Source organism: Candidatus Accumulibacter similis (assembly GCA_013347225.1).
Classification (GTDB): domain Bacteria; phylum Pseudomonadota; class Gammaproteobacteria; order Burkholderiales; family Rhodocyclaceae; genus Accumulibacter; species Accumulibacter similis.
Genome location: CP054595.1, coordinates 2,384,252 through 2,407,085, shown reverse-complemented (window position 1 = coordinate 2,407,085; position 22,834 = coordinate 2,384,252). Strand labels below are relative to the sequence as shown.

The 22,834-nt window shown below is 62.7% G+C and carries 18 protein-coding genes and 1 pseudogene; 17 read left to right on the top strand and 2 right to left on the bottom strand.

Going from position 1 to position 22,834, the window contains the following annotated elements; translation table 11 throughout:
- The first annotated feature begins 66 nt into the window (after positions 1 to 66).
- From HT579_11000 to HT579_10935, 14 genes and pseudogenes are all read left to right on the top strand, one after another.
- Positions 67 to 744, top strand: coding sequence for a hypothetical protein (locus HT579_11000; GenBank protein QKS29386.1), 678 nt, complete (start codon positions 67 to 69; stop codon positions 742 to 744).
- Between the two features lie 104 nt (positions 745 to 848).
- Positions 849 to 2,336 carry an AAA family ATPase gene (locus HT579_10995; protein ID QKS29385.1) on the top strand — a complete coding sequence of 496 codons (1,488 nt, stop codon included), beginning with the start codon at positions 849 to 851 and terminating at the stop codon, positions 2,334 to 2,336.
- Between the two features lie 89 nt (positions 2,337 to 2,425).
- The gene (locus tag HT579_10990) at positions 2,426 to 3,124 is read left to right on the top strand and encodes a hypothetical protein (GenBank protein ID QKS29384.1); all 699 of its coding nucleotides are present in this window, start codon (positions 2,426 to 2,428) and stop codon (positions 3,122 to 3,124) included.
- Positions 3,125 to 3,327: 203 nt separating this feature from the next.
- Positions 3,328 to 6,057 (top strand): DEAD/DEAH box helicase, encoded by a 2,730-nt coding sequence (locus HT579_10985; protein QKS29383.1) that lies wholly within the window; start codon positions 3,328 to 3,330, stop codon positions 6,055 to 6,057.
- Between the two features lie 275 nt (positions 6,058 to 6,332).
- Positions 6,333 to 7,181 (top strand): annotated as a pseudogene (locus tag HT579_10980) (site-specific integrase).
- A 10-nt stretch (positions 7,182 to 7,191) separates the two neighbouring features.
- Positions 7,192 to 8,349: an IS91 family transposase gene (locus HT579_10975; GenBank protein ID QKS29382.1), complete on the top strand. Its 1,158-nt coding sequence runs from the start codon at positions 7,192 to 7,194 to the stop codon at positions 8,347 to 8,349.
- Positions 8,350 to 8,713: 364 nt separating this feature from the next.
- The gene (locus tag HT579_10970) at positions 8,714 to 9,430 is read left to right on the top strand and encodes a hypothetical protein (protein ID QKS29381.1); all 717 of its coding nucleotides are present in this window, start codon (positions 8,714 to 8,716) and stop codon (positions 9,428 to 9,430) included.
- Positions 9,431 to 9,730: 300 nt separating this feature from the next.
- Entirely contained in the window at positions 9,731 to 10,705 is a 975-nt protein-coding gene (locus tag HT579_10965) for a c-type cytochrome (protein QKS31610.1), read from the top strand.
- A gap of 351 nt (positions 10,706 to 11,056) precedes the next feature.
- The gene (locus HT579_10960; protein ID QKS29380.1) at positions 11,057 to 12,295 is read left to right on the top strand and encodes an L-serine ammonia-lyase; all 1,239 of its coding nucleotides are present in this window, start codon (positions 11,057 to 11,059) and stop codon (positions 12,293 to 12,295) included.
- A 566-nt stretch (positions 12,296 to 12,861) separates the two neighbouring features.
- Complete coding sequence (locus HT579_10955) at positions 12,862 to 13,260, top strand: GFA family protein (GenBank protein ID QKS29379.1); 399 nt, start codon at positions 12,862 to 12,864, stop codon at positions 13,258 to 13,260.
- A 166-nt stretch (positions 13,261 to 13,426) separates the two neighbouring features.
- Positions 13,427 to 15,022 (top strand): hypothetical protein, encoded by a 1,596-nt coding sequence (locus HT579_10950; GenBank protein QKS29378.1) that lies wholly within the window; start codon positions 13,427 to 13,429, stop codon positions 15,020 to 15,022.
- 274 nt (positions 15,023 to 15,296) lie between these two features.
- The gene (katG, locus tag HT579_10945) at positions 15,297 to 17,492 is read left to right on the top strand and encodes a catalase/peroxidase HPI (GenBank protein QKS29377.1); all 2,196 of its coding nucleotides are present in this window, start codon (positions 15,297 to 15,299) and stop codon (positions 17,490 to 17,492) included.
- Positions 17,493 to 17,679: 187 nt separating this feature from the next.
- On the top strand, positions 17,680 to 17,889 hold the full coding sequence (locus HT579_10940; protein QKS29376.1) for a hypothetical protein: 210 nt from the start codon (positions 17,680 to 17,682) through the stop codon (positions 17,887 to 17,889).
- Positions 17,890 to 18,039: 150 nt separating this feature from the next.
- Positions 18,040 to 18,483, top strand: coding sequence for a hypothetical protein (locus HT579_10935; protein ID QKS29375.1), 444 nt, complete (start codon positions 18,040 to 18,042; stop codon positions 18,481 to 18,483).
- 265 nt (positions 18,484 to 18,748) lie between these two features.
- Here the strand turns inward: HT579_10935 and HT579_10930 are convergent, their stop codons facing one another.
- Positions 18,749 to 19,006: a hypothetical protein gene (locus HT579_10930; GenBank protein ID QKS29374.1), complete on the bottom strand. Its 258-nt coding sequence runs from the start codon at positions 19,004 to 19,006 to the stop codon at positions 18,749 to 18,751.
- A gap of 413 nt (positions 19,007 to 19,419) precedes the next feature.
- Positions 19,420 to 20,676, bottom strand: a complete 1,257-nt coding sequence (locus tag HT579_10925; GenBank protein ID QKS29373.1) for a D-amino acid dehydrogenase — start codon at positions 20,674 to 20,676, stop codon at positions 19,420 to 19,422.
- A gap of 514 nt (positions 20,677 to 21,190) precedes the next feature.
- Between HT579_10925 and HT579_10920 the strand changes: the two genes are divergently transcribed.
- From HT579_10920 to HT579_10910, 3 genes are all read left to right on the top strand, one after another.
- Positions 21,191 to 21,781 carry an SCO family protein gene (locus HT579_10920; protein ID QKS29372.1) on the top strand — a complete coding sequence of 197 codons (591 nt, stop codon included), beginning with the start codon at positions 21,191 to 21,193 and terminating at the stop codon, positions 21,779 to 21,781.
- An 18-nt stretch (positions 21,782 to 21,799) separates the two neighbouring features.
- Entirely contained in the window at positions 21,800 to 22,222 is a 423-nt protein-coding gene (locus HT579_10915; protein QKS29371.1) for a DUF1318 domain-containing protein, read from the top strand.
- 146 nt (positions 22,223 to 22,368) lie between these two features.
- Entirely contained in the window at positions 22,369 to 22,827 is a 459-nt protein-coding gene (locus HT579_10910; protein ID QKS31609.1) for a copper chaperone PCu(A)C, read from the top strand.
- Positions 22,828 to 22,834: the final 7 nt, after the last annotated feature.

The following is a 22,834-nucleotide window of genomic DNA, read 5'->3' as shown; positions in this document are numbered from 1 at the left end:
AACCCATCCTTCAAGCGGACCTGCCTACGGCAGGCCGCTTAAGTCAAACGTTAGCCGTTCTATCCCATGCGTACTCGACCGCTAGACGGAGAGGAATTTCAGGCCCTGCTGAGAGCCTTCGGTTCGCACAAGGTCAGATACCCGCTTTGGGACTTCATCCGCATTGCAACCTTCATTTCCGTACCGCTATTTCTCCTTTTCGCTTCCGTGTCGATTCTGGCCGAGAATCGAACGGTTCAGGATGCGTTATGGCGAGGTGTCCCGGTCTTGTTGTTTGGGCCCATTTTTCTCCTGATTCAGCGAGTAGCCCGTGGACACAACCGCCCCTCTGACCCGTTCGCACGGGCGCACGAAGACATGAGGGCGGGCATTTGCCAGATTCGCGAGTTTCATATCTGCCGCGCATGGTCACTCATCGACCAAGGCAACGACGACAACCCGGACTACCTCGCCGAGACCGACGGCGGCAAGTATGTCGCCCTTTCCGCTCACTACATTAGACAGCAACTTCCGCTTCGACGCCGACTCGAAATCCATGAACTGCCGAAATCCAGGGCGACCGTTGCAATCACGTTTTCCGGGGAAGAAGTGCCGCTCGATTCGACAGTTATCAGGACTGACTGCGTTTGGCGCAACGACGATCTTCCGTGGGAACGACCAATTGCCGCGAAACGCCTTCCTGAAAAAGCTCAGAAGGCTGTTCTCTCGTCCACTAAATCGAATGACAACACACGCAACGGCTAACCCGCCGGTCGAGAGGGACCGCCGGCAAGCTGCGCTTGCCGGTCCCCTCCGCTTCGCTCCGGCGGCCCCTAACCTAGCACGTTATGCGTCACAAGGAATCGTCCATGAAACTAAGAATGAAGATTCATAAGATCAAGTCGATATCGGATCTCGAAATCGAATTCCCTGTGGATAAAGGGCTGTATGCCATAACGGGGCAAAACGGCTCCGGCAAGAGTACCGTAGTTACCTGTGCATCCACAGTTTTCTTCAACATAAGCATGAAGGATTACCTTGGCGCAACTGATTCGGACGCTTCGATTAATTTCGAATTAAACGGGGCGACACGAACTTGGAATAAAAATGACAAGGGCCGATGGGTCAAAAACTCAACAGGTGGGATGAGCATAAAGGGCTTCTACGAAGGAAGCATAATCTTTGGAACCCGATTCAGAAACACCAGCTACCACATATTAAAGAAACTTGACAGACTTGACAGTCAACAACTCAAACCTGCCGATGAGTTCATCAGAGAGAATCTCGGAAAAATACTTCATAACAACAAAAACTTCTACGAGAAACTCTTTCGGATTAGCAACTCAGACACCAGCGATGACATTCAATTTAGCGGGGATATCTTCTATTACGAAAAAGGCGGTCGCCGAGTCAGTCAGTTTCACATGTCAACGGGCGAAAATCTTCTTGTCAGCATATTGCACTCCATAAACCTAAGAAACAACGACAGAGCCAGCCTTGACAAACCATGTATTTTGTTTTTGGACGAAGTGGAACTGGCTTTACACCCGTCATCCCTAAAAAGACTAGTTAATTTCCTTAAGGAAATGTCAATCACCTACAACTACGCGATTTACTTTTCAACCCATTCGATTGAATTGATTGGCGGAATTAAACCTGAAAACATTTTTTTCCTAGAAAGACACAGCGATGGATCTATAGAAATTTTAAATCCGTGCTATCCAGCATACGCTACAAGAATACTCTATGACCACTCTGGCTATGACTACATATTCTTAGTGGAGGATGATCTCGCCAAAGAGGTAACCTCTAGACTTTTGAGAGACAACAACCTCTTGTCTAGCAAACTGGTGCACGTATTGCCATGCGGCGGCTACACAAACGTAATTGATTTGGCAAAAGAGGTCGTTAGCAGCAATTTGGTTGGCAAGAACTCAAAAATATCGGTAATACTTGATGGAGACATCAAGGCAGAGGCCCAGAAATACATAGCAAAACATGGAATTAGCAACAACATACCGATTAGTTATTTGCCGATTGAGAGTCTTGAAAAGTTCCTAAAGAGCACGCTTCACGATAATGTAGATCACTCTCTTTTTAGGCTTTTGAACGATTTTGTATTTCATCAAGTCAGCCTAACGGAAATTATTGACAACTATCGGTCGGAGGTTGATTCAACTCATGACAAAGGCGGGAAAAAACTGTACTCCAGGATTGACAGCGAACTAAGAAATCGAAATAAGAGCAGATCAGACTTGGTTGAAATGGTTGTCAATTTTCTAGTTACCAAGAACGACCATGAGCTTCAGAAGATCGTGGAATTCCTGTCGCGGCAACTTTCGGCCAGTGCCGCATAACCCTGCAGTCGAGCGGGACAGCCACAAGCTGCGCTTGTGGTTCCCTCCGCTTCGCTCCGGCTGCCCCTCACTTCCACGTTAGGCGTCTCATGCGCGATGTACAGGCTCACCTCTCCGACCTAAGACAATCGCACTGCCACGAGATTGACGTCGGCGGACTCTTCACTCGTAACGCTGTCGTCCATAAGTGGAAGGCCCCATGGCGGCTTTTGCTCCTGCGCGAAGCGGCGTCTTGGCGACTGTGCGAATTGGCCCAGCAATCACTGGACCTCTCCCGCGCCGGAAGCACACTCGGGGCGAGAATCTTGCTCCGGTCTGCGTTCGAGACACTTGCTTTGCTTATCTTCTCCGCTCAGTCCATGCGCTCCGTTGTGAGTGGCGCACTGTCTTTCAACGAGTTCTCCAAGAAGACCTCAAACCTACTGCAGGGCTCGCGAGATAAGTCAACACCTTTTGAATCCATCAACATCCTTGCAGCCTTGAAAGTGGCAGACAAGCGATACCCTGGCCTAGAGTCTTGGTACGCTGACCTATGCGAGACTGCTCACCCAAACTTTCAAGGAATGATCCACGGCTATTCAACATCTGACCCAAAGGAGTACGTTACCCAGTTCAAGAGTCGCTGGACCGAGTTATACGGCGCACTTCATGAGAGTGCACTTCAAGCATGCCTGGTAGTTTTCGAAGCCGAGTACAACCAAGAATGGGTCGCAGCTTTTGAGGCACTCGAGCGCTGGATCGAGGAGAACGATGAAGAACTTGAGGCCAACAGGTCGAGAGACGCCTAACCCCTCGCTCAAGCTGACCCGCTACGGCAGGCACTGTAAGCCCGGCCTGAGCCACTTGTACTATCGTCTCAGGCCGGGCTTACAGTACCTGCCTCCGCGGGCAGCTTAGCTCGAACGTTATGTGGCATAGAAATCGTGTGCGCCCATAAAATCCATGCAGATAAAGCGCGGCATTCTGCTGCGGGTCTCTTAGAGAGAAAACAGTGAAAATATCCGACCTGGATGAATTCGGCGTAGATGGGTGGTTGCGCCACCGGCTGAAGAGTTGGGGGATAGAATCCTTGACTGAAATTCAGCAGCGGTCATTTTCCGCTGGCGTTGCTGCTGGGCGCAGCTTAGTTGTCAGTGCGCCCACATCGTCAGGTAAGACGTTGGTGGGTGAAGTTGCCGTTTTGTGTGCACTGAGATCTGGTGTCAGGGCAATTTACCTAGTTTCCCACAAAGCGCTCGCAGATCAGAAATACCTCGATTTTGTTGCGCGCTTCGGTGAGGGTTCCGCAGAACCAATAGCTTCAGTTGGTCTAAATACAGGAGATCGTACAGAGGGAGACATTGATTCGCTGTTAATGGTTGCTACCTATGAAAAGGCTCTGGGCTTGTTCTTGAGCGGGCAGTTGAAGCCTAACAATGCGCTGGTTGTTGCGGATGAGTTGCAGATTCTTGCAGAGTCTGGGCGTGGCCCAGATATTGAATCGCTTTGTTCAGCCTTGCGGCAGCGTGGAGTTAAGCAATTCGTAGCGCTTACTGCGACGGTCGACAATCCCGAAGACATTGCGGGATGGATGGGGTGTGATCTTGTTCGGAGCACACGTCGAGATGTGCCTCTATATCAGGAAATCTGGTACGGCGGCCGCGTGCACCAGACTAGGTTTGGTGATGAAGATGGCCAAGAACTACGCGGTGAGACGGTCGCAACGAATGACGTTGGGGCAGTGGTCAATCATGTACTTAGGCTTGGTCGTGGCCCTGTTCTGGTATTTACCGAAAGCCGTCGCGAAGCGTCGACTTTTGCTACTGAATTCGGCCAGAGTCGGCCTCGCGTAGGAATCGGCATGGCCATGGCCCAACAACTGGATTTCTTCTCGGAACCAACAGAGTCATCAGATCAACTTCGTGAGAATGCGGAGCGTCGTGTTGCGTTCCACACGGCGGATCTTTCTCCGCAGGAGCGCCAAGTTATCGAGAGTGGCTTTACGGATGGTAAGTTTGAGGTTTGTTTCGCCACATCGACGCTCGCGGCCGGGGTCAATTTCCCATTTCGGACAATTGTATTCTCGAAGCTTACCTATCGGTGGGGAGATCGAGCGGGAACCCACATTGTTAGGTCTGACTACCGCAATATGTCTGGGCGGGCAGGCAGACTTGGCATGCACCCTGACGGATTCGCTGTATTGCTTCCTCAAAACAGTGTCGAACTCGCACATGCAAATATGCTGGTGCGCCCCGACAACGATCGACTTGAATCGCAGTTGGTGAATCTCAGCCTGCGAAAATCCATTCTGATGCTGATTGCGTCTGGGCTGGCTAGCAGTTTTACTGAGGTTATGGCGTTCTTCGAGAACACGCTTTACTGGTATCAAACCCTGAACCGGAATCCGCAAAAACTGACAGCACTTGCTACTGAAAGCCGTGCTGTGGTCGAGTGGCTACATTCCAACGGGCTAGTCCGTGATCAGGCCGGCACCTTGTTCATAACCCCTTTGGGGAATGCTGCCGCAATGTCCGGTCTGCTCCCAGCCACGGCAGTCAAACTTGCTGCAATGCTGCGACTAGTCGGGCCAAGCCTCGCAACGAATTTCGACGAGTGGATTCCCGGATTGATATATGCGGCATGTGCAAGTGACGAATTCACAGCGGAACGGCCATCGCGGTTTTTTCCCTATCCGGCACCCATGACTTACGAGTCCGTAACATTTTGGGGAACGAAGCGCTTACCCGTAGAGTTGGATCGTAATAATCTGAAACTGGCGCACTGTGCTCACGCAGTCGCGCTCTACGCCGAGGGATTAGCGGATCGCAAGATAGCGCACATCACCCACGTGCCGGGCGGGATGATTCACCGGCTCGCTTTGGATGTGGCTTGGGTCCTTGATGGCATGCATAAGCTTTCAACTACTCCTGAGCTTGGCTGCCCCCAAGCAGTCAGCAATCAAATTGCAATGTTGGCTCGCAGGGTTAGGTGGGGGGCCCCTACGGAAGCTCTGGACGTCTTGCGGGTCGCAGAGCGGCACGGAGTACCTGGCTTTGGCCGGCAACGTGTTATGGGCCTTATCGCGCAGGGGATTGCGACACTTCACGATGTATTGGGAACCGCAAAAGATAAGCTCACGCAATTGCTGAGGAGCGAACCGCGAGCACAAGCCCTTATTGATGCTGTATGCAGTACTGTTGGTTTGGGGCCAAGCAGGCTTGCTGCGGCGCACCACAGAACTGGGCAGGAGTTGGGTATCGAGCGGAAAGTGAAGGAATGCAACGATAGCCTTGGTACGGCCTATGAAGCAGCAATTGCCGCACTTATGCAAGTTGAGGCTGCATGGGCTGTAACTGTGCTTGATGACGGTACGCGACAAAACGTACCCGACCTACTTATCGAGTTGGGAACACAAAGAATCCTGCTGGAGTGTAAGACGTGCACAAAGTCTCCTGCGCTTATCAAAAAGGAAGAAGCATGGGCTGTTATACAAAAGGCAGCTGATTTTGATGCTGATATGCGACGAGTTACTTTGGGGAAGCCGGCGTTCGACGAGACATCCAAGAAGAAAGCTGCAGCTTCGGACGGAATAACGCTGGTCGAGCATGGTGTGTTCACGGAGGGTCTCTTGCGGGTGCACAGCGGCACGCTGACACCGGCCGAATTCTTGACCTGGCTGGGCACTCCTGGGGTAGCTGAGATTGAACGGCTTGGCGGGGATCCAACTTATCTTGATAAATAGAGGTTGTGGTTGAGGCGAAACTCAGTATTCGTGTGCGCTGCCGCATAACAATTCGCTGCAGGCGCGACGGCCCTGACGGGCCGCGGCCTGAGCTCAAACGTTGAACTAAAGCGCTGCGCGCTGGAGTAGGCCCCCGGCGCGTCGGTCTCCTCCCTCTTTCGCTTCCAGCTTTCGTTCTCGCGGTCGAGGGCTCGACGCCCCTTTCCCAACTCACTCGTTAATCCTCGATCCTCCTCGCTGCGGGGGACGTCCCCGCAGCAATCGAGGAGATGGTCATGAGTGAGCTGCGTGAACGGATGAGCAACGCGATGTGCCTGCGGGGAATGGCGCCACGGACGCAGGAAGCCCATATCGGCGCGGTGGCCGATCTGGCGATGTTCTACCACCGATCGCCGGCCGAGTTGCAGGTCGAGGAGGTGCAGGCCTACCTGCTGCACCTGATTCGCGACCGCAAGCTTGCCTACGCCAGTGTCAACCAAGTCTCGTGTGCGCTGCGCTTCCTTTATCGGCGGGTGCTCGGTCGTCCGGAAGCTGGGTTCGACATCCCGATGGCGAAGGTGCCCAAACGGCTGCCGCAGATCCTCTCGCGCGAGGAGGTCGCGCGCCTGATCGACGCCGCGCGGACCCTGCGCGGGCGAACGCTGCTGATGACCCCCTACGCCGCCGGCCTGCGGGTGTCCGAAGTGTGCCGCCTGCAGGTCGGGGACATCGAGAGCGCCGCCGATCGCATGTGCCTCAAGGTCCGCCACGGCAAGGGCGGCAAGGATCGCTACACGCTGCCGTCGCCGCGTCTGCTCGCAGCCCTGCGGATCTACTGGCGCGACACCCGGCCGCAGCGGTGGCTGTTCAGCAACCGCACCGGCAGCGGCCCGATGGAGATCCAGACCGCGTAGCGGATCTACTACGCGGCGCGCAACGCCGCCGGCATCGCCCCTGAAGGCGGCATCCACGGTCTGCGCCACGCCTTCGCCACGCACCTGCTCGAAGGCGGCGTCGATCTCTACAGCATCGGCCGCCTCCTCGGCCATGATCATCTGTCGACGACCGCGCGCTATCTGCATCTGGCGCGCGCGAAGCTGACCGGCAACACCTCGCCCCTGGAACTGCTCGACCCGCCCACTTGAGTCGGCGCCGGTGACGCTGGCCGAGGTCTTCCGCCGGTACGGGCCGGCCTATCTCGCCAGCCACGTCCTGTCGTCGGCCAGGGCGAAGGTCTGGCGGGCGATCGTCGCGTGTCGCACGGCCGTTCTCGGCGGCCACGTCGAGACCTGCGACTGCTGCGGGGCGACGCGACACGTCCATCACTCGTGCCGCAACCGCCACTGCCCGCAGTACCAGACCCGCGCCAGGGAGGAGTGGCTGGCGAAACGGCGCCAGGAGCTGTTGCCGGTGCCGTACTTCCATCTGGTGTTCACCCTGCCGCATGCGCTGCACGCGCTGATCGGTCAGCGCTCGCGGGTGATCTACGAGATCCTCTTCGGCGCGGCATCGGCCACCCTCGGCGAGTTCGGCGCCAATCCGCGCTGGCTGGGCGGCAAGCTGGCGTTCTCGCTGGTGCTGCATACCTGGAAGCAGGACCTCGGGCGGCACGTGCATGTGCACGCCCTGGTCGCCGGCGGGGCGCTGACCCCCGCCGGGGAATGGAAGTCGCCGAAGCGCGGCTTCCTGTTTCCGGTCAAGGCGCTGTCGCGGGTCTTCCGCGGCCAGTTCATCGCGGCGCTGGGCGAGGCCCGAGGCGCCGGCCAGCCGTTGGCCGAAGCGCTCGCCGACGAGAAGGTCTGGCGCGCCCTGCGCCAGCAGTTGCTGCGGCACGACTGGGTGGTCTACGCGAAACAGCCGCTCGGTGGGCCGGAGCAGGTGCTCGAGTACCTCGCTCGCTACACGCATCGCGTGGCGATCTCGAACGAGCGTCTCGTCGGCATGGACGAGACCGCAGTGCGCTTCCGGGTGCGCGCAACGCCGGGGAAACGCGTGCTCCGGTTGCCGCCCGCGGAGTTCATCGAGCGCTTCCTGCTGCACGTGTTGCCGGGCGGTCTCAAGCGGATTCGGCACTACGGCCTGCTGGCGCCGGCGGCGAAGGCGACGAAGCTGGCGCTGGCGCGGCAGGCCTTGTCGGTGCCGGCACCCGATCCGCTGGTCACGGCGACGGTGGAGGAGTTCCTGCAGCGCGTCGGACGCGCCGCGTGGGCGCGCTGTCCGCACTGCGGCGCGGGTCGGTTCGTGCCGACGGCGGCGATTCTGCCGCTGCGCCAGCCGACGCCGCTGGGCGTCTCGGTTCACGGCCCGCCATGAGAAGCACCAAGGCGTGGCAAGGGACTTGCTGTGGGCGATGGCGGTGCCGACTGCCAGGGGGTGGCGCGTCACCGGCTCGTCGAAGGCTCCATTTCCGCGCTGCTCGCCGTCGGTGGGAGTGGCTGGTTCGCTCCAGTCACCTGCTCGCGAGCGGCGGTACGCCGGCCGTCTGCCTCGGGCCCAGCCGTCTGGGTCTTGCCCGTGACTTGACCGGCGGCACGGGACGCTTACAATCCCCATAAGTACCGCCGTCGAGGCGCTTCAGTCCAACGAGGTTTATCTGCCGCGGATGCGCCAGCGGCAAGGCCGGACGCTTTCGGCGCGGCAGATAAACGCTATTCGTTTAGGGCACACGGGAGGAAGTGTGGCAAGCATCGTATGGGGAAGGCATCCGCAAGAGGCCTATGACAATCCGTACGAATATGAGGCTCAGGAGCAATTCCTGAGAGAGGCGACGGCGTTGCTAGGCGACCTCAATATTCGTTTAGATCGCCATACGATGGAGTTTCACAAAAACGATGTATCGCTCGCGAAGGCGACTTGGATGCTTGCTCTAGATCTAGTTGACTCACTCTTAGAATGCGCAAAATTACTTGGCGAGAAGAGGCATCGCGCTGCGGCCAGGCTGTTCCGAGACTCGGTAGAAACAATCGATCTACTTCGCGTCTTAAACTCCAATACTCCAAGAAGCGCCAAGGCCCTTGAGCAGTGGTATAGAAATGAATCCATACCACATCGCGAGTCGAGAAAGTATCTGGAGGAGACTGAGGGCCCTGAAGCAGCCAAGCGGCGCAGGGCTTTCTATGATGAACTGTCCAAGTTTACGCATCGAACCTACAGGGCATTGGCTGATAGTTATTCGCTTGGACAAGGCGACATGATGGTTCACGATAGCCATTCAATGTCTGTTCTTGTATTGCCACAAACTATCGCCGCTTACCTTGCGGTACTTGCTGATCTTATTCAACAGGCGGCAGGATGCCTCTCGGAGGTCGGGGCCTTGCCTGAACAAGAAGTTACGTATGCTTGGCTCACTTCGCTTGAAACACACACAGTGCCGCGTCGCTTTGCAATGAATTAGGTTGGTGTGAGTGTGCCCTCTCAAGTAAGTCATCTCAAGTGATTGATTTGTATACACCTCGCAATGACTTACTTCGGGACGATTTGCGGCCGCGGCCCGATTACTTCGCTAACCATTCGCTGCAGGCGCGACGGCCCTGACGGGCCGCGGCCTGAGCTCAAACGTTGCGCGTCATCGGGTGTGGTGACCTGAGTGCCTTGACGCATTGAGACTGTGTCGCGTGCAAGAATGCGATTCGACGAAACAACCTGCGCAAGGGGTGCCCAGATGAGGATTGGCAAGGCAATCTCTGTATCTGCAATGTTCTTCACGCTCGCCCTGACCAACCTTCCGACCTCCGCAGAAGGGCGCGGTGGCGTCTCGGGCACCCCCACCGCCGCGGACACGGCGTTTCCCGCATGGGCCTATCCTTGGGATCCGAATGTCGAGCTGCCTCCCGGAGATGATGAGCCGCGGCGGGTGCCAGGCAGCTCGGCAACTTTCTCGATGGCGCAGGCGCGGGATCTGTATTTCGCACCCGACTGGCATCCGGATGATCACCCTCCAATGCCGGAAATCGTGGCGCGCGGTCGAAAGCCCGCTGTCCGTGCTTGCGGGTCGTGTCACCGTACAGAGGGGACCGGTGGGCCTGAAAACGCGAGCCTCGCTGGACTGCCGGCCGCCTATATCCTGCAGCAGCTTGCGGACTTCAAGAGCGGCGCCAGGAAGGCGTCCGGTCCAGCCAGGGGTCCGGTTCTGCTGATGCTGGCAAACGCGAAAGCGCTCACGGAAGAAGAGATGCAAGTGGCAGCCGACTATTTTTCCCGGTTGAAGCCCAAAGCACTCATCACGGTCATTGAAACTGATGTTGTGCCGATGACCCGTCTGAATCGAAACCACTATGTCGCGTTGACCTCTGGCGAGAAAGAGCCGATCGGTCAGCGCATCGTCGAGGTACCGGTAGATCCGGAGCGATTCGAACTTCGTGATGCACATTCGCCATTCATCGCGTACGCCCCGGCTGGAAGCATTGCACGAGGCGAGGCGCTGGCGAGGACCGGTGGTAACGGCAAGACCGTCGCGTGTGCCACCTGTCACGGTCCCGAGCTCAAAGGCGTCGGACCAATACCCTCGATTGCCGGCCGATCGCCGAGCTACGTGGTGCGGCAACTCCATGACTTCAAGGCAGGCACGCGGGCGGGTAGCCTGAGCGCTCTGATGCGGCCCACGGTCGCGCAGTTGACCGCCGAGGACATGGTCGCGCTGGCGGCCTATCTCGCATCATTGGCGCCGTGAGCCATCTTCTGCATCAGACGGTTTCTCGGACCGGACCAAAAGTGAGGCATGGTGCTGACCATGGCGCCGACGCAACGGTGGGCAATCCGTAGTGCCAGGGCGAGCCGCCCAGCCGGATTCCTCGCACCGCTTGAACTTCCAGCCGTGCGCAGGGACACACTGGTGGGGACTGGCGGTGGAGGCAGGCGTACCCCGACTGCGACCCACGGCGACAGTCGCCATGAACCGGGGGATCGACGAACTCCAGGCGGACGCAGGGCACGGCGGCGAGCACGGCCAGCGGCAGGCAGCACTTTGCTGGTCGGGAGCCATTGACGATTTCGCAGGACTCGGGAGAAGCGGAGCAAGCCGATGAAATCCCTGCACGAGCTCTTTCGCATCGGCCTCGGCCCCTCGAGCAGCCACACCATGGGGCCGCGCTTTGCCGCCACGGCGTTCAAGGCCGCCAACCCGACGGCGGCACGCGTGCGCGTCACGCTCTACGGCACGCTTGCCGCCACCGGCCGGGGCCACCTGACCGATCTGGCGGTCAGCGCGCCGTTCTCGCCGACGCCGGTCGACATCGTCTGGCTGCCCGCCCTGTCGTTGCCGCGTCACCCCAACGGGATGCAGTTCGAGGCACTCGACGCCGGCGGCGGCGTGCTGGCGGCGCGCGTCGTGTACTCCGTTGGCGGCGGCGCCCTGCTCGACGAGGACGGGCAGCCCGACGGCAGCGGCGAGATCTATCCGCATGCCGGCATGGACGCGGTTCTTGACGAAACCGAACGCGAAGGCCTGTGCATCTGGGAGATCGTCGACCGCCACGAAGGGCCGGCGATCTGGTCCCACCTGGCCAGCGTCTGGGAGAGCATGCAGCGGACGATGGCGACCGGCCTCAACGCCGAAGGGCGTTTGCCCGGGACACTGCACGTACCGCGCAAGGCTTCGGCCTATCACGCCCGCGCGCAGAGCCTCGCGGGCTACTTCGGCCAGACCGCTCTGCAGTTCGCCTACGCACTGGCGGTGTCGGAAGAGAATGCCGCCGGCGGCGAGGTGGTGACGGCGCCGACCTGCGGTGCCTGCGGCGTGTTGCCCGCGGTCCTCTTCTTCCTGCAACGGAATGCGCGGCTGCCGGACGGGAAGATTCACCGCGCGCTGGCGACGGCCGGGATGATCGGCAACATCGTCAAGCGCAACGCGTCGATCTCGGGGGCCGAAGTCGGCTGCCAGGGCGAAGTCGGAACGGCCTGCGCGATGGCCGCCGGCGCCGCCGCGCAACTCCTGGGGGGTTCGGTACGGCAGATCGAGTATGCGGCGGAGATGGGACTGGAACATCATCTCGGGCTGACCTGCGACCCGATCGGCGGCTATGTGCAGATTCCCTGCATCGAACGCAATGCCATCGCCGCCGTCCGCGCTGTCGATTGCGCGACCTACGCCCTGCTCTCGGACGGCCACCACATCGTCTCTTTCGACGAGGTGGTCCGGACGATGTGGGAGACGGGCCGCGACCTCAAGGCTGGTTACCGCGAGACCGCGCGCGCTGGCCTGGCGCGGGTCCACGCCCTGCGCAGGAAGGACGCCAGGAGTTTCCACGGCATGGGCAGTTGAGCGCTGCGACCGCAGTGCGGCCGGCGAGCATCGCCGCTCGCCAATCGCCGCTCGCCTGGCCATTGGGCGGCCGGCCCGGACGACCCGGGCGCGCCGCACCGCGAGCGCGGCCGGCTTCGGCACGGCACCCTGCAGCCGGCAGCGGCCCGGCCAAGGTCCAATGCAACAACGCGTTCTTGCGACGCAATGACGCCTTCTTCCGGGCCCATCCGCAAGCGCCGGCATCGAGCGGGGCACCCGGCACACGCAGGAACAGCTTCAGTTTCGGCCAGTGATTCTGCCTGTACGGGATCGCCGATCGTCTGCCCGATGGAAGGACCCGCAACCGCGCAGGGCAACGCATCGGCTTCCTCGCTGCCGATTGACGCAAGGCCCGTGAGGCTTACAATGTGCCCAACGCCACCTCGCGGCGCTGGTATCCAACGAGGTGCGTCTGTCGCCGCAGCCCAACTCCATTCTCCTGGCCTCACGGCGTACGTTCCATTCGCAGTCGATCCGGGTTCGTTGACCTTTGCACCTTGGCCGATGCTGCGTGACCAGGGTGCCGATTCAGAGGAGATTCTTCCATGACCCTTTCCGGACGGTGCCTGTGTGGCGCCATTCGCTATCAGCTTTCGGGTACGCCCAGGGTCGTCGCCTTGTGTCATTGTCGCGACTGCCGGCGAAGCGCGGGCGCGCCGGTGGTGGCTTGGGCAATGTTTCCCGAGAACGCCCTGACCATGACGCAAGGACAGCCGAAAACGATCAACTCATCCGGCACGGCGATGCGCAGCTTCTGCGCCGACTGCGGGACCGGGTTGTTCTACCGGAATGCGGCGGTTCTTCCTGGAATCGTCGACGTACAGTCGGCAACACTGGACGATCCCGAAGCGCTGCCGCCAACCGTGCAGGTTCAGACCGCCGAACGGCTCGACTGGATGCAGCACGTTCATGAGCTTCCTGGGTTCGAGAGATTTCCGTCTTGAACGCAAGCTCCGGATCCACCCGCATGCCAGCGAATCGGGCAGGCGGAGCCCGCCCTGCCCTCGCGCCCCAGACCGCCACCAACCGTACGGTTCCGCAGTAGACGGTCTGCGAGTTGGCGCTCTCGACGACGGTGCCGGATGACAACAACCATCACGGAGACACCACATGCCCCTGATCAATCGCAGTTCGATGTCGATCCACTGGCGGATCTTCACGCCCGATGACCGGACGCGCGCGTTCGGCATCGCCCCGGCCTATGAAGGGACGATCGCCGCTGGCGGTCAGGCCGGCATCGGCTACAGCGCTTCCCGCTTTCAGCTCGAGATTCGTGATCGGCCGCCGCTCTCGGTGATTCCACCCAGCCGCATTCTCGTGCCCGCCGGGCCGCCGGGAATCGTCGGTGAACTCTATCGCTCGAGCGACATGCTCGAGTACCTCGGTGGCTCCGAGTTGCGACTGACGACCCACGAGGTCGTCGATGTGCCCGGCTTCCTGCCGAGCACGCACGGCTTTCGCTTTGCCAACAGCTTCCCGGCCAATACGGCGCACGTCAGCGTTCGCGTCGGCAGCGTCGACATGGCGATCGGCGACGCCGCGAACGGACTGTGCGGTGGCATGGTGTACGCGGTGCGCGACCATTTCCACGCCGGCATGCCGCTTCCGGCGCACAAGGCGGGGCCCGTCTCGGGTGTGCTGTATGAGTACCTCGTCGGTCGGCTGTACGACAGTTTCGACGGCCTCGGCTGGACCGAGTACCTGCGGCTGATGAGCCCGGGATGCAGCGCCGGCGAACGGGCACGAACGGCGTATTTCACCGCGCTGCCGAGCATCGAAAGCGATATCCGGAACGGCGCGCCGTCGCCGATCGGCCTCGTGCAGGTGAATACCGACGATCCCTTCAAGGTGGGCAACAATCACCAGGTGCTGGTCTACGGCTTCGAGCGGAACGGACGCCGCGTGCGTTTGCGGATCTACGACCCGAACCACCCCGACCGCGACGACATCACGCTGGATTTCGACACCAGCGTGACACCGCCGGTCTTCTCCTACACCGTGCCTCCCGGCGGCGACGGCCGGATCTACAGCTTCTTTTGCCACCGCTATCAACAGCGGCAGCCGCCGCCGGCGGATCAGATTCCGCCCTGGATCGACTTTCCGTTTCCCAACCCGCTGGCGGAAGGGGCGAACGACATCATCGTCGCCAATGGCTGGTTGGGTCTGCTGCGGATCGAGCGGGTGTTCGGCAACCGCTTCAACGGCACGATCTATGGCCAGCGGATGGAAGGCGAGTGGAATCCCGCTACGCGCGCCATTCGCTTCACCCGTTTTCTCGGCCCAGGCTACGAGCAGCTCTATACGGGCGTTCTCGAGCTCGACCCCGAGACACGCAACCTGACGGGGCGCCTGTCGGGGTCCTTCCAGGAAATTCACGGCGACGTGACCGGGCAGGCCTCGTATGACTGGCGTGCCGCACCACGCCTGCTGGTCGACGGCAACGGCTGGCAGACGGAACTGCGCCTGCACCGCCTTGACGGCGACGGCAGCGTTGCCGGCGAGATGTACGGTGACGCGGTCGACGGACGCTGGGACCACGCTGCGCAGCGACTGCACCTGACGCGCCGCTCCGCCGATGCGAACTACGCGCAGGAATGGACGGGCCGCCGTACCGACGGCCTGACCTTCGCAGGTGACTTCCAGGAGATCGTCCGCGGTGTTCGCCAGGCGCGACAGTATCGCTGGATGGCCTTCGATCGGCGCTGAGCGTGGCGAGCGAGCAACAGCGTGATCGGGCCGTTTGCTTTCTGCCGATGGTGTCGCCCGCGGCAGACGACAGGCAGCGGCGTGGCGACGAGCAGAAGCGATCGTCGAGATCGGGGCCTGCCTCGACTCGGCGCTGCCGCAGCAGCGGATCGATGAGAACGAAGACCCGGCGAGCTGACGCCCAAGGCGGCGCTGCGAGGAGCGCGCCGCAGGCGTCGCGCGCCGGACCTTCACCCCTGGCGCGGCAACGCGCACCCCGCAAAGGAGAACGAAGATGAGTGAGAACGGCAAGTGCCCGATGACAGGAAGATCCGCTGCAGCAACCGCGGGCAGAGGCACATCGAATCGACAGTGGTGGCCCGGGCAGCTCAACCTCGGCATCCTGCACCAGCACGCCCCGGCCTCGAACCCGCTCGGTGCCGATTTCAACTACGCCGAGGAGTTCCGAAAGCTCGATTTCGCGGCGCTGAAGCAGGATCTGTACGCGCTGATGACCGACTCACAGGACTGGTGGCCGGCCGACTGGGGCCATTACGGCGGCCTCTTCATCCGCATGGCGTGGCACAGCGCCGGCACCTACCGCACCGCAGACGGACGTGGCGGCGCCGGCACCGGCAACCAGCGTTTTGCACCGGTCAACAGCTGGCCCGACAACGGCAACCTGGACAAGGCACGCCGCCTGCTCTGGCCGATCAAGCAGAAGTACGGCAACCGGATCTCCTGGGCCGACCTGATGATTCTCGCCGGCAACTGCGCGCTGGAGTCGATGGGCTTCAGGACCTTCGGTTTCGCTGCTGGCCGTCCCGACATCTGGCAGCCCGAGGAAGACATCTACTGGGGCCGGGAAGAAACGTGGCTGGGCAATGCCCGCTACGAGGGCGAACGCGATCTGGAAAAGCCGCTGGCCGCGGTGCAGATGGGCCTGATCTATGTGAACCCGGAAGGACCCGACGGCAACCCGGACCCCGTAGCCTCGGGCCGCGACGTGCGCGAGACCTTCGCCCGCATGGCGATGAACGACGAGGAGACCGTTGCCCTCGTCGCCGGCGGCCACACCTTCGGCAAAGCGCACGGCGCTGGCGACCCGGCGCTGGTCGGGCCGGAACCGGAGGCAGCGCCCATCGAGGAGCAGGGCCTCGGCTGGATCAACCGTTTCGGCACCGGCAAGGGAGCGGACACGACCACGAGTGGCATCGAAGGCGCATGGAAGCCCAACCCGACGAGATGGGACAACGGCTACTTCGAGATGCTCTTCGGCTACGAGTGGGAGCTGGTGAAGAGCCCGGCCGGCGCCTGGCAGTGGCTGGCGCGGGATGTCAGGGAAGAACACATGATTCCCGACGCCCACGATCCGACGAAGAACCACCGGCCGATGATGACCACCGCCGACCTGTCATTGCGTTTCGATCCCATCTATGAACCGATCGCCCGCCGCTTCCGCGAGGATCCACAGGCTTTCGCCGATGCGTTCGCCCGCGCCTGGTTCAAGCTGACCCACCGCGACATGGGTCCCAAGGCGCGCTACCTGGGCCCCGAGGTGCCGGCCGAAGACCTCATCTGGCAGGATCCGCTGCCCGCCGTCGATCACCCACTGATTGACTCCGGCGACATCGCCGCGATCAAGGCCAGGGTGCTGGCCTCGGGCCTGTCGGTAGCCGAACTGGTGTCGACCGCCTGGGCCTCGGCCTCCACCTTCCGCGGCTCGGACATGCGCGGCGGTGCCAACGGCGCGCGGATTCGCCTGGCGCCGCAGAAGGACTGGGAAGCCAATCAGCCGGCGCAACTGGCCAGGGTGCTGGGCATCCTCGAAGCCATCCGGCAGGACTTCAACGGCACCCGGACGAACGGCCGGCGCGTCTCGCTGGCGGACCTGATCGTCCTCGCCGGCTGCGCCGCCGTCGAAGCGGCGGCCGCCGCTGCCGGACACGCTGTCGACGTGCCCTTCATCCCGGGCCGCAGCGACGCCTCGCAGGAACAGACCGATGTGGAATCGTTCGCCGTGCTCGAGCCCGAGGCCGACGGTTTCCGCAATTACCAGAAGAAGGCCTCGTCCGTTCCTGCCGAGGAACTGCTGCTGGACAGGGCGCAGCTGCTGACCCTCAGCGCCCCCGAAATGACGGTGCTCGTCGGCGGCCTGCGCGTGCTGGGTGCCAACGTCGGCGGTTCGTCGCATGGCGTCTTCACGACACGCTGCGGCAGCCTGAGCAACGACTTCTTCGTGAACCTGCTCGACATGGGCACGGTGTGGAAGCCCATGTCCGCTGCCGCGGACACGTTCGCAGGATGCGACCGCAGGACAGGCGCGCAGCGGTGGACCGGCACCCGCGTGGACCTGGTTTTCGGCTCCAACTCCCAACTGCGGGCGCTGGCCGAAGTCTACGCGCAGGACGACGCCCAGGACCGGTTCGTGCGCGATTTCGTCGCGGCCTGGAACAAGGTCATGAACCTGGACCGCTTCGATGTCACCTGATCAAGGTGTGGGGGTGGACACCGGCTCCTGACCGAGCGCGGGAGCGCGCCAGCGTTCAGCCGCTAGCGGCTGAACGCGACCGGTGCAGCGAGCTGCCGCGGCCAGTGGCGGCTGCACCTCTGACCCCGGCAGCTGGCGACGCTGGCAGGCGCGCGGGGCGCGTGCCCTGCCACCACCTAGAACTGCCATGAATGGAGCACCCGACGACGGCGGCTGGAAGGAGGTCCATCGGCGCTACGTCGCGCTGGAACGTACGTGGTCGATGGCCGATGCAGCGGAACCCGTGGCTCGCCAGTTCTTCCGGCGCATCGTCCACGGTCACCGCAGCAAGTCGGCGATCGAGCGCGAATTCCACGAGTTTGGCTTGCAGCCGCCGTCGCCCGCCGTCCTCGAGTAGGCGTTCTGCCTGCAACGCCTGCTGTGCCCGACCGATCGCGACCGTCCTGGCGGACGGCATCCGGTACTCTTCGACCAGTACGTAGCAGACACGGTATGGTTCAGGCAGCAGACGGGGCTGCGCTTCGAGGATCCCGATGCGGACTTTCCGGTGACCGCTGCATCGATCTATCCGTCGCTCGATCCGGTTCTCGCTGCCCTCATCGGCACGCCGCCGTCAAGCTCCGGCGTGCTGCGCAGCACGCCGGCCGGCGACGCTCGCGAGCCGCTGCACGGCGATGACTACTGGGAGATCGCGCAATCATGGTGTCGCCGCGAAGGACTCCTGGTGGATGCCTACCACGCGGACAGCTTGCGGGTGGTCTGCGATGTGCACGCCCGCCTGCAGGAACAGCCCGATCAATTCGCACTCCCCGAGCGGAGTCTGGCGCGCCTGCAGGATGCGGTCGACCTGGTCATGCAGGCGCCGCGCAGCGGCAGGTTCATCACCGCGCAGGAAGCGCTGCGCTGGAGCCTGTCCCGCCTGCCACCACCCAGACGGGTCGTTCTGCAGGACATCATTGCTGCTTGCGCCCATGCGAGGGATTCATGCTGACCTCACCGACACACCTGCGGGACACCCTCGTCGAGCACGACTCGCACGCTGCCGTGGTCGCCCAGGAATCAGCGGCGCAACTTCGGTACCAGGCTGGGCAATTCCGAACTGCGCCGAGCCGCAGCGCTCCATGCAATCCAGCGCGCGGGCAACCTGGCAGGAAACGCCTGCCCGCCACCAACTCCGAGGACGATATTTCGTTGCCGGCCGAGTGCCTCGGCGAACGCCCACGCGGGACACGGGCGAACTCGCGTCGGCTGCAGGGTCAGCAAGCTCGCGCCGATGGCCCGCGCCCTCGCCTGCTCGCCGCCTGGGCCTGCCACTGCTGGCGGTAGTCGCCGGCATGCGCCTCGATCCATGCCAGGGCGCGGAGATCGCGCTGCTCGCCGGGAAAGCGCTGCAGATAGGCCTCGATCACGGCCAGTTGCGTCTGCAGGAACTCCGTCTCCGGCGATTGCGCGTCCGCAAAGCTGTCTGCAGGACCGGGAAGAGACCAGTTGGCCGGGTCATCGGGCATGTCCATGCTCTACTCCCAACAACGCGAGTGGCCGTTGCAGCGGCAGCCCGGAGCACGCACTGGCAGCTGCCGATTGACGACGTCTCGTCAATCGACGATCCTGACAGCGGGCGCAAACTCGCCGGAGAAAATAGTTACAATCAGATTTAACTGCACCGCCTAACTTACTGTAGCGTTGGATTATTGTCGCATCGCCGAGCAGTGGCTTGTCAATGGCGGCGGGCCGCTGACGGCGGTCTTTCGTCGTCAACGATGCAAATCCGCGACACGAGCCAGGTGCCGCGCCGCCACTCCAGCGTGCAGTCATGAACTGCCGGCACTCTCCGGCTCGGCGAGCGCATGCACGTCGCCCCGATCCTCGGCCCTCCTGCCGCGCATGCGAGACGTGCGAGTCGCACGCGCAACCGTCCACTGCAGGCTCAGGCGCTGGCGAGGAGGAACGGGGCCGGATCGATGCAGCATTGGCGGCCGCTGAGGCAATCTGCCAGCAGGTCGGCGCTGCCTGCGGCCAGCGTCAGGCCGAGGGCACCGTGGCCGATGTTCACATACAGGTTGTCATGGCCAATGCGGTCGATCAGCGGCCGCCCGGAAGGGGTCGCCGGCCGCAGGCCTGCCCACGGCGTCGCCTGCTCGTAGTCGCCCGCCTGCGGAAAGACCTCGCGCGCCTGGCGAATGAGCGTCGCCAGCCGGCGCGCCGGAATGTCGGTGCGCTCGTTGCCCATGTCGACCATCCCGGCGACGCGCAGGCGGTCGCCGAGGCGGGCGAAGACGATCTTGTTCCGGCTGTCGGTGATCGACAGCGCGGGCGCCACGCCGCGAGCGCAGTCGAGCGTCAGCGAGTAGCCCTTGAGGCCGAGCAGCGGGACCCGCAGCCCCATGCCGGCGAGCAGATCGCGGCTCTCGAGACCACCGGTGAGAACGAAGTGGTCGGCAACGATCTCCGCATCGGGCACCAGCAATGCCGCGATGCGTCTCCCCGCCAACCGCCGCCCGCGTACCGGGGCTCCGTAACGGATTTCGCCGCCGCCACTGCCGATCAGCGCCGCGAGGTGCACGCACAGCGCGTGGCTGTCGATGACGTCCTCGGATGGTGTGTGGATGCCGCCGGCGAGCCGCTCCTCCAGTCCTGCCAGCGCCGGCTCGACGGCAGCACATTCGGCGGCGTCAAGGGCGAACTGCTCGCAGCCGAACTGCGCCTGCAGGCTGAGTTGCCTCTGTGCGGCGTGATAGGCGTCGGCATCGCGATACACGACGAGCTTGCCGTTCTGCCGATAGTGCAGCGCCGCTGCGGGCGACTCGTGCAGCAGTGCGTGCAGGCAGCGGCGCGACAGGAAGCCCAGCGCCAGCAATTGGCGCGTCGTCTGCCGCGCGCGCGCCGTCGTGCAGTGGGCCGCGAAGCGGCAGCACCAGTGCCAGAAGCGGGGCGACAGCGACGGCCGGAAGCAGAGCGGTGCGCTGGCGTCGAGCAGGTAGCCTGGAAAGCGGCCGAGGGCTGCCGGTTCGGCCAGCGGCGCGACGTAGCTGTACGACAACTGTGCGCCGTTGGCGAAACTCGTCGCCAGGCCGGGGCCGTCGCGGCTCTCGAGCAGCGTCACGCGATAACCCTCGCGCAGAAGTCGCCAGGCGGAAAACAGCCCGACGATGCCAGCACCGACGATACAGACATGTTGGCTCATCGGCCCGCCGTCACCTCGCCACAGCCCTGCCGGGCATCGACACACGCCGTGTGCACTGCCTGACGCCGCCATGCCGCCGCGCGACCCACGCCAGCCGCCTGGCGGCAGCGCGCCGATGGGGCGGCGGCGGAGAACCCGGTCTGCATGGCGACTGTCCTTCCTGATGGGTGAAAACAGGGATGGCTGTGCCGGCATCGTGGACAGTCATCGGCAGGCTCTCGCGGGCAGCAATCGCCAGCAACGAAGGATAGCGAAGATCATCCGGCTGCGGCAGCAAACCGATCAGCAAGGGACCGCTTGCCCGCGCGCAACCGGTCGGCACGGGCTGCAGGGCAGCCGGCTGCCGGCGCGCGTGCTCTCCGCGCGGGCGGCCTGACGGCGAAAAGAGCGACGAAAACGGGACAACCTGCGCGCCAGACCTTGCCCGGAAGCCTTTCGCGAACGACAATGGCAACCCGCACGACGATCCCGCTGGCGTTCCCGCCGCGACCTGCCGTGCCGCAACCCGAAGACGATGAAGACATTGCCGACCCTCGCCCGCCTGCTCCTGCTCCTCAACCTCTTGCTCGCCGCCTGCTCGGGGCCGCCGGGCTTCAAGTCGACCGACATCTCCGGCGTCGACTGGGGCAAGGAACTGGCGCTCACCGACCACCACGGCCAACCGCGCCGGCTGGCCGACTTCAAGGGCAAGGCGGTGATCGTCTTCTTCGGCTACACGCAATGTCCGGATGTCTGCCCGACGACGCTGCTGTCGATGCGCGACGTGGTCGATCGTCTCGGCAGCGACGGCCAACGCGTGCAGGTTCTCTTCGTCACGCTTGACCCGGCGCGTGACACGCAGCAGTTGCTCGCCGAATACGTGACCGCATTCAACCCGGGTTTCATCGGCCTGCGCGGCGACGAGGCGACAACCGCGGCGGCGGCGCGGGAATTCAAGGTCTTCCATGCGAGGCAACCGGGCAGTACCCCTGACAGCTACAGCATCGATCACTCGACCGGCAGTTACGCTTTCGACCCGCAGGGCCGCCTGCGGCTGCTCGTCCGTCACGGCGAGGCACCCGAGAATGTCGCCGCCGACCTGCGGCTGCTGCTTGCCGGCAAGTGATCACCCAGGAGTCCCGACATGAAACGCCTTCTGCTGCTGCTCGCCTTTCTCGCCCTGCCGGCTGCCGCGGCGCCGAGCCCCGACCAGGTCAATCTCGATCTCGGGACGCCACCGGTGGTGATCGTCAAACACAGCCTCGCGCAGCGCGCCTCGCGCCTCGTCCGCTTCTACGATGCCGGCATCATCGGTCTCGGTGCCGACGGCATGGTGAAGCTGCGCGATGCGAGCCGGCTCAACCTGGCGCAACGCCAGATCGCCGAGAAGCTGATCGACAACGAGAACCCCGACCGCAACTCGCTGATCTACGCGCTCGCCGAGGGGCATGGTGGACAGGGCTGGGAGCCGGCGGTGCGCGCTGCGCAGATCCAGCGCTGGAAGGCGCAATGGCACTCCGGGTGGTGGGTCGAGGACGCGCAGGGCCGGTGGTCGATCAAGCCCTGAGCATGGCAGCCATCGCCAGTCCCCGCAGCCTGGCCCGGTGACCGGCTGCCCGCGGCTGCGACACCTTGCCGCAGAACGATGCGCAAGTAGCAGTTTATAATCGATTTCCCTGAAAAAGAACGGAGGCTGGCGTGAACAAGAGGCAAATGATTTCCGCGTCGCTGCTGCTTTTCGGCCTTGGCTCGGCCGCGGCACTGGCCGCCGATGTCGAAGTGCGCAACGCCTGGGTGCGTGGTACCGTCGCCGGCCAGCAGGCCACCGGCGCGTTCATGGACATCAGCAGCAAGTCCGGCGCGACGCTGGTCGGCGCCAGCAGCCCCGCCGCCGCCGTGACCGAGATCCACGAAATGAAGATGGACGGCCAGGTGATGCGGATGCGCGCCGTTCCGCGCCTCGAGCTGCCGGCCGGCAAGACGGTGCAGCTCGGCCCGAGCGGCTACCACGTGATGTTGATCCGGCTCAAGCAGCCGTTGCAGAAGGGCGAATCGGTACCGCTGGCGCTGCAGGTCGAAGGCAAGGACCGCAAGGTCGAGACGATCGAGGTCAAGGCCGAGGTGCGCGACCTCACCGCCGCTGCTTCGCCGGCGGGCGAACACAGCCACTGAGCGCCGA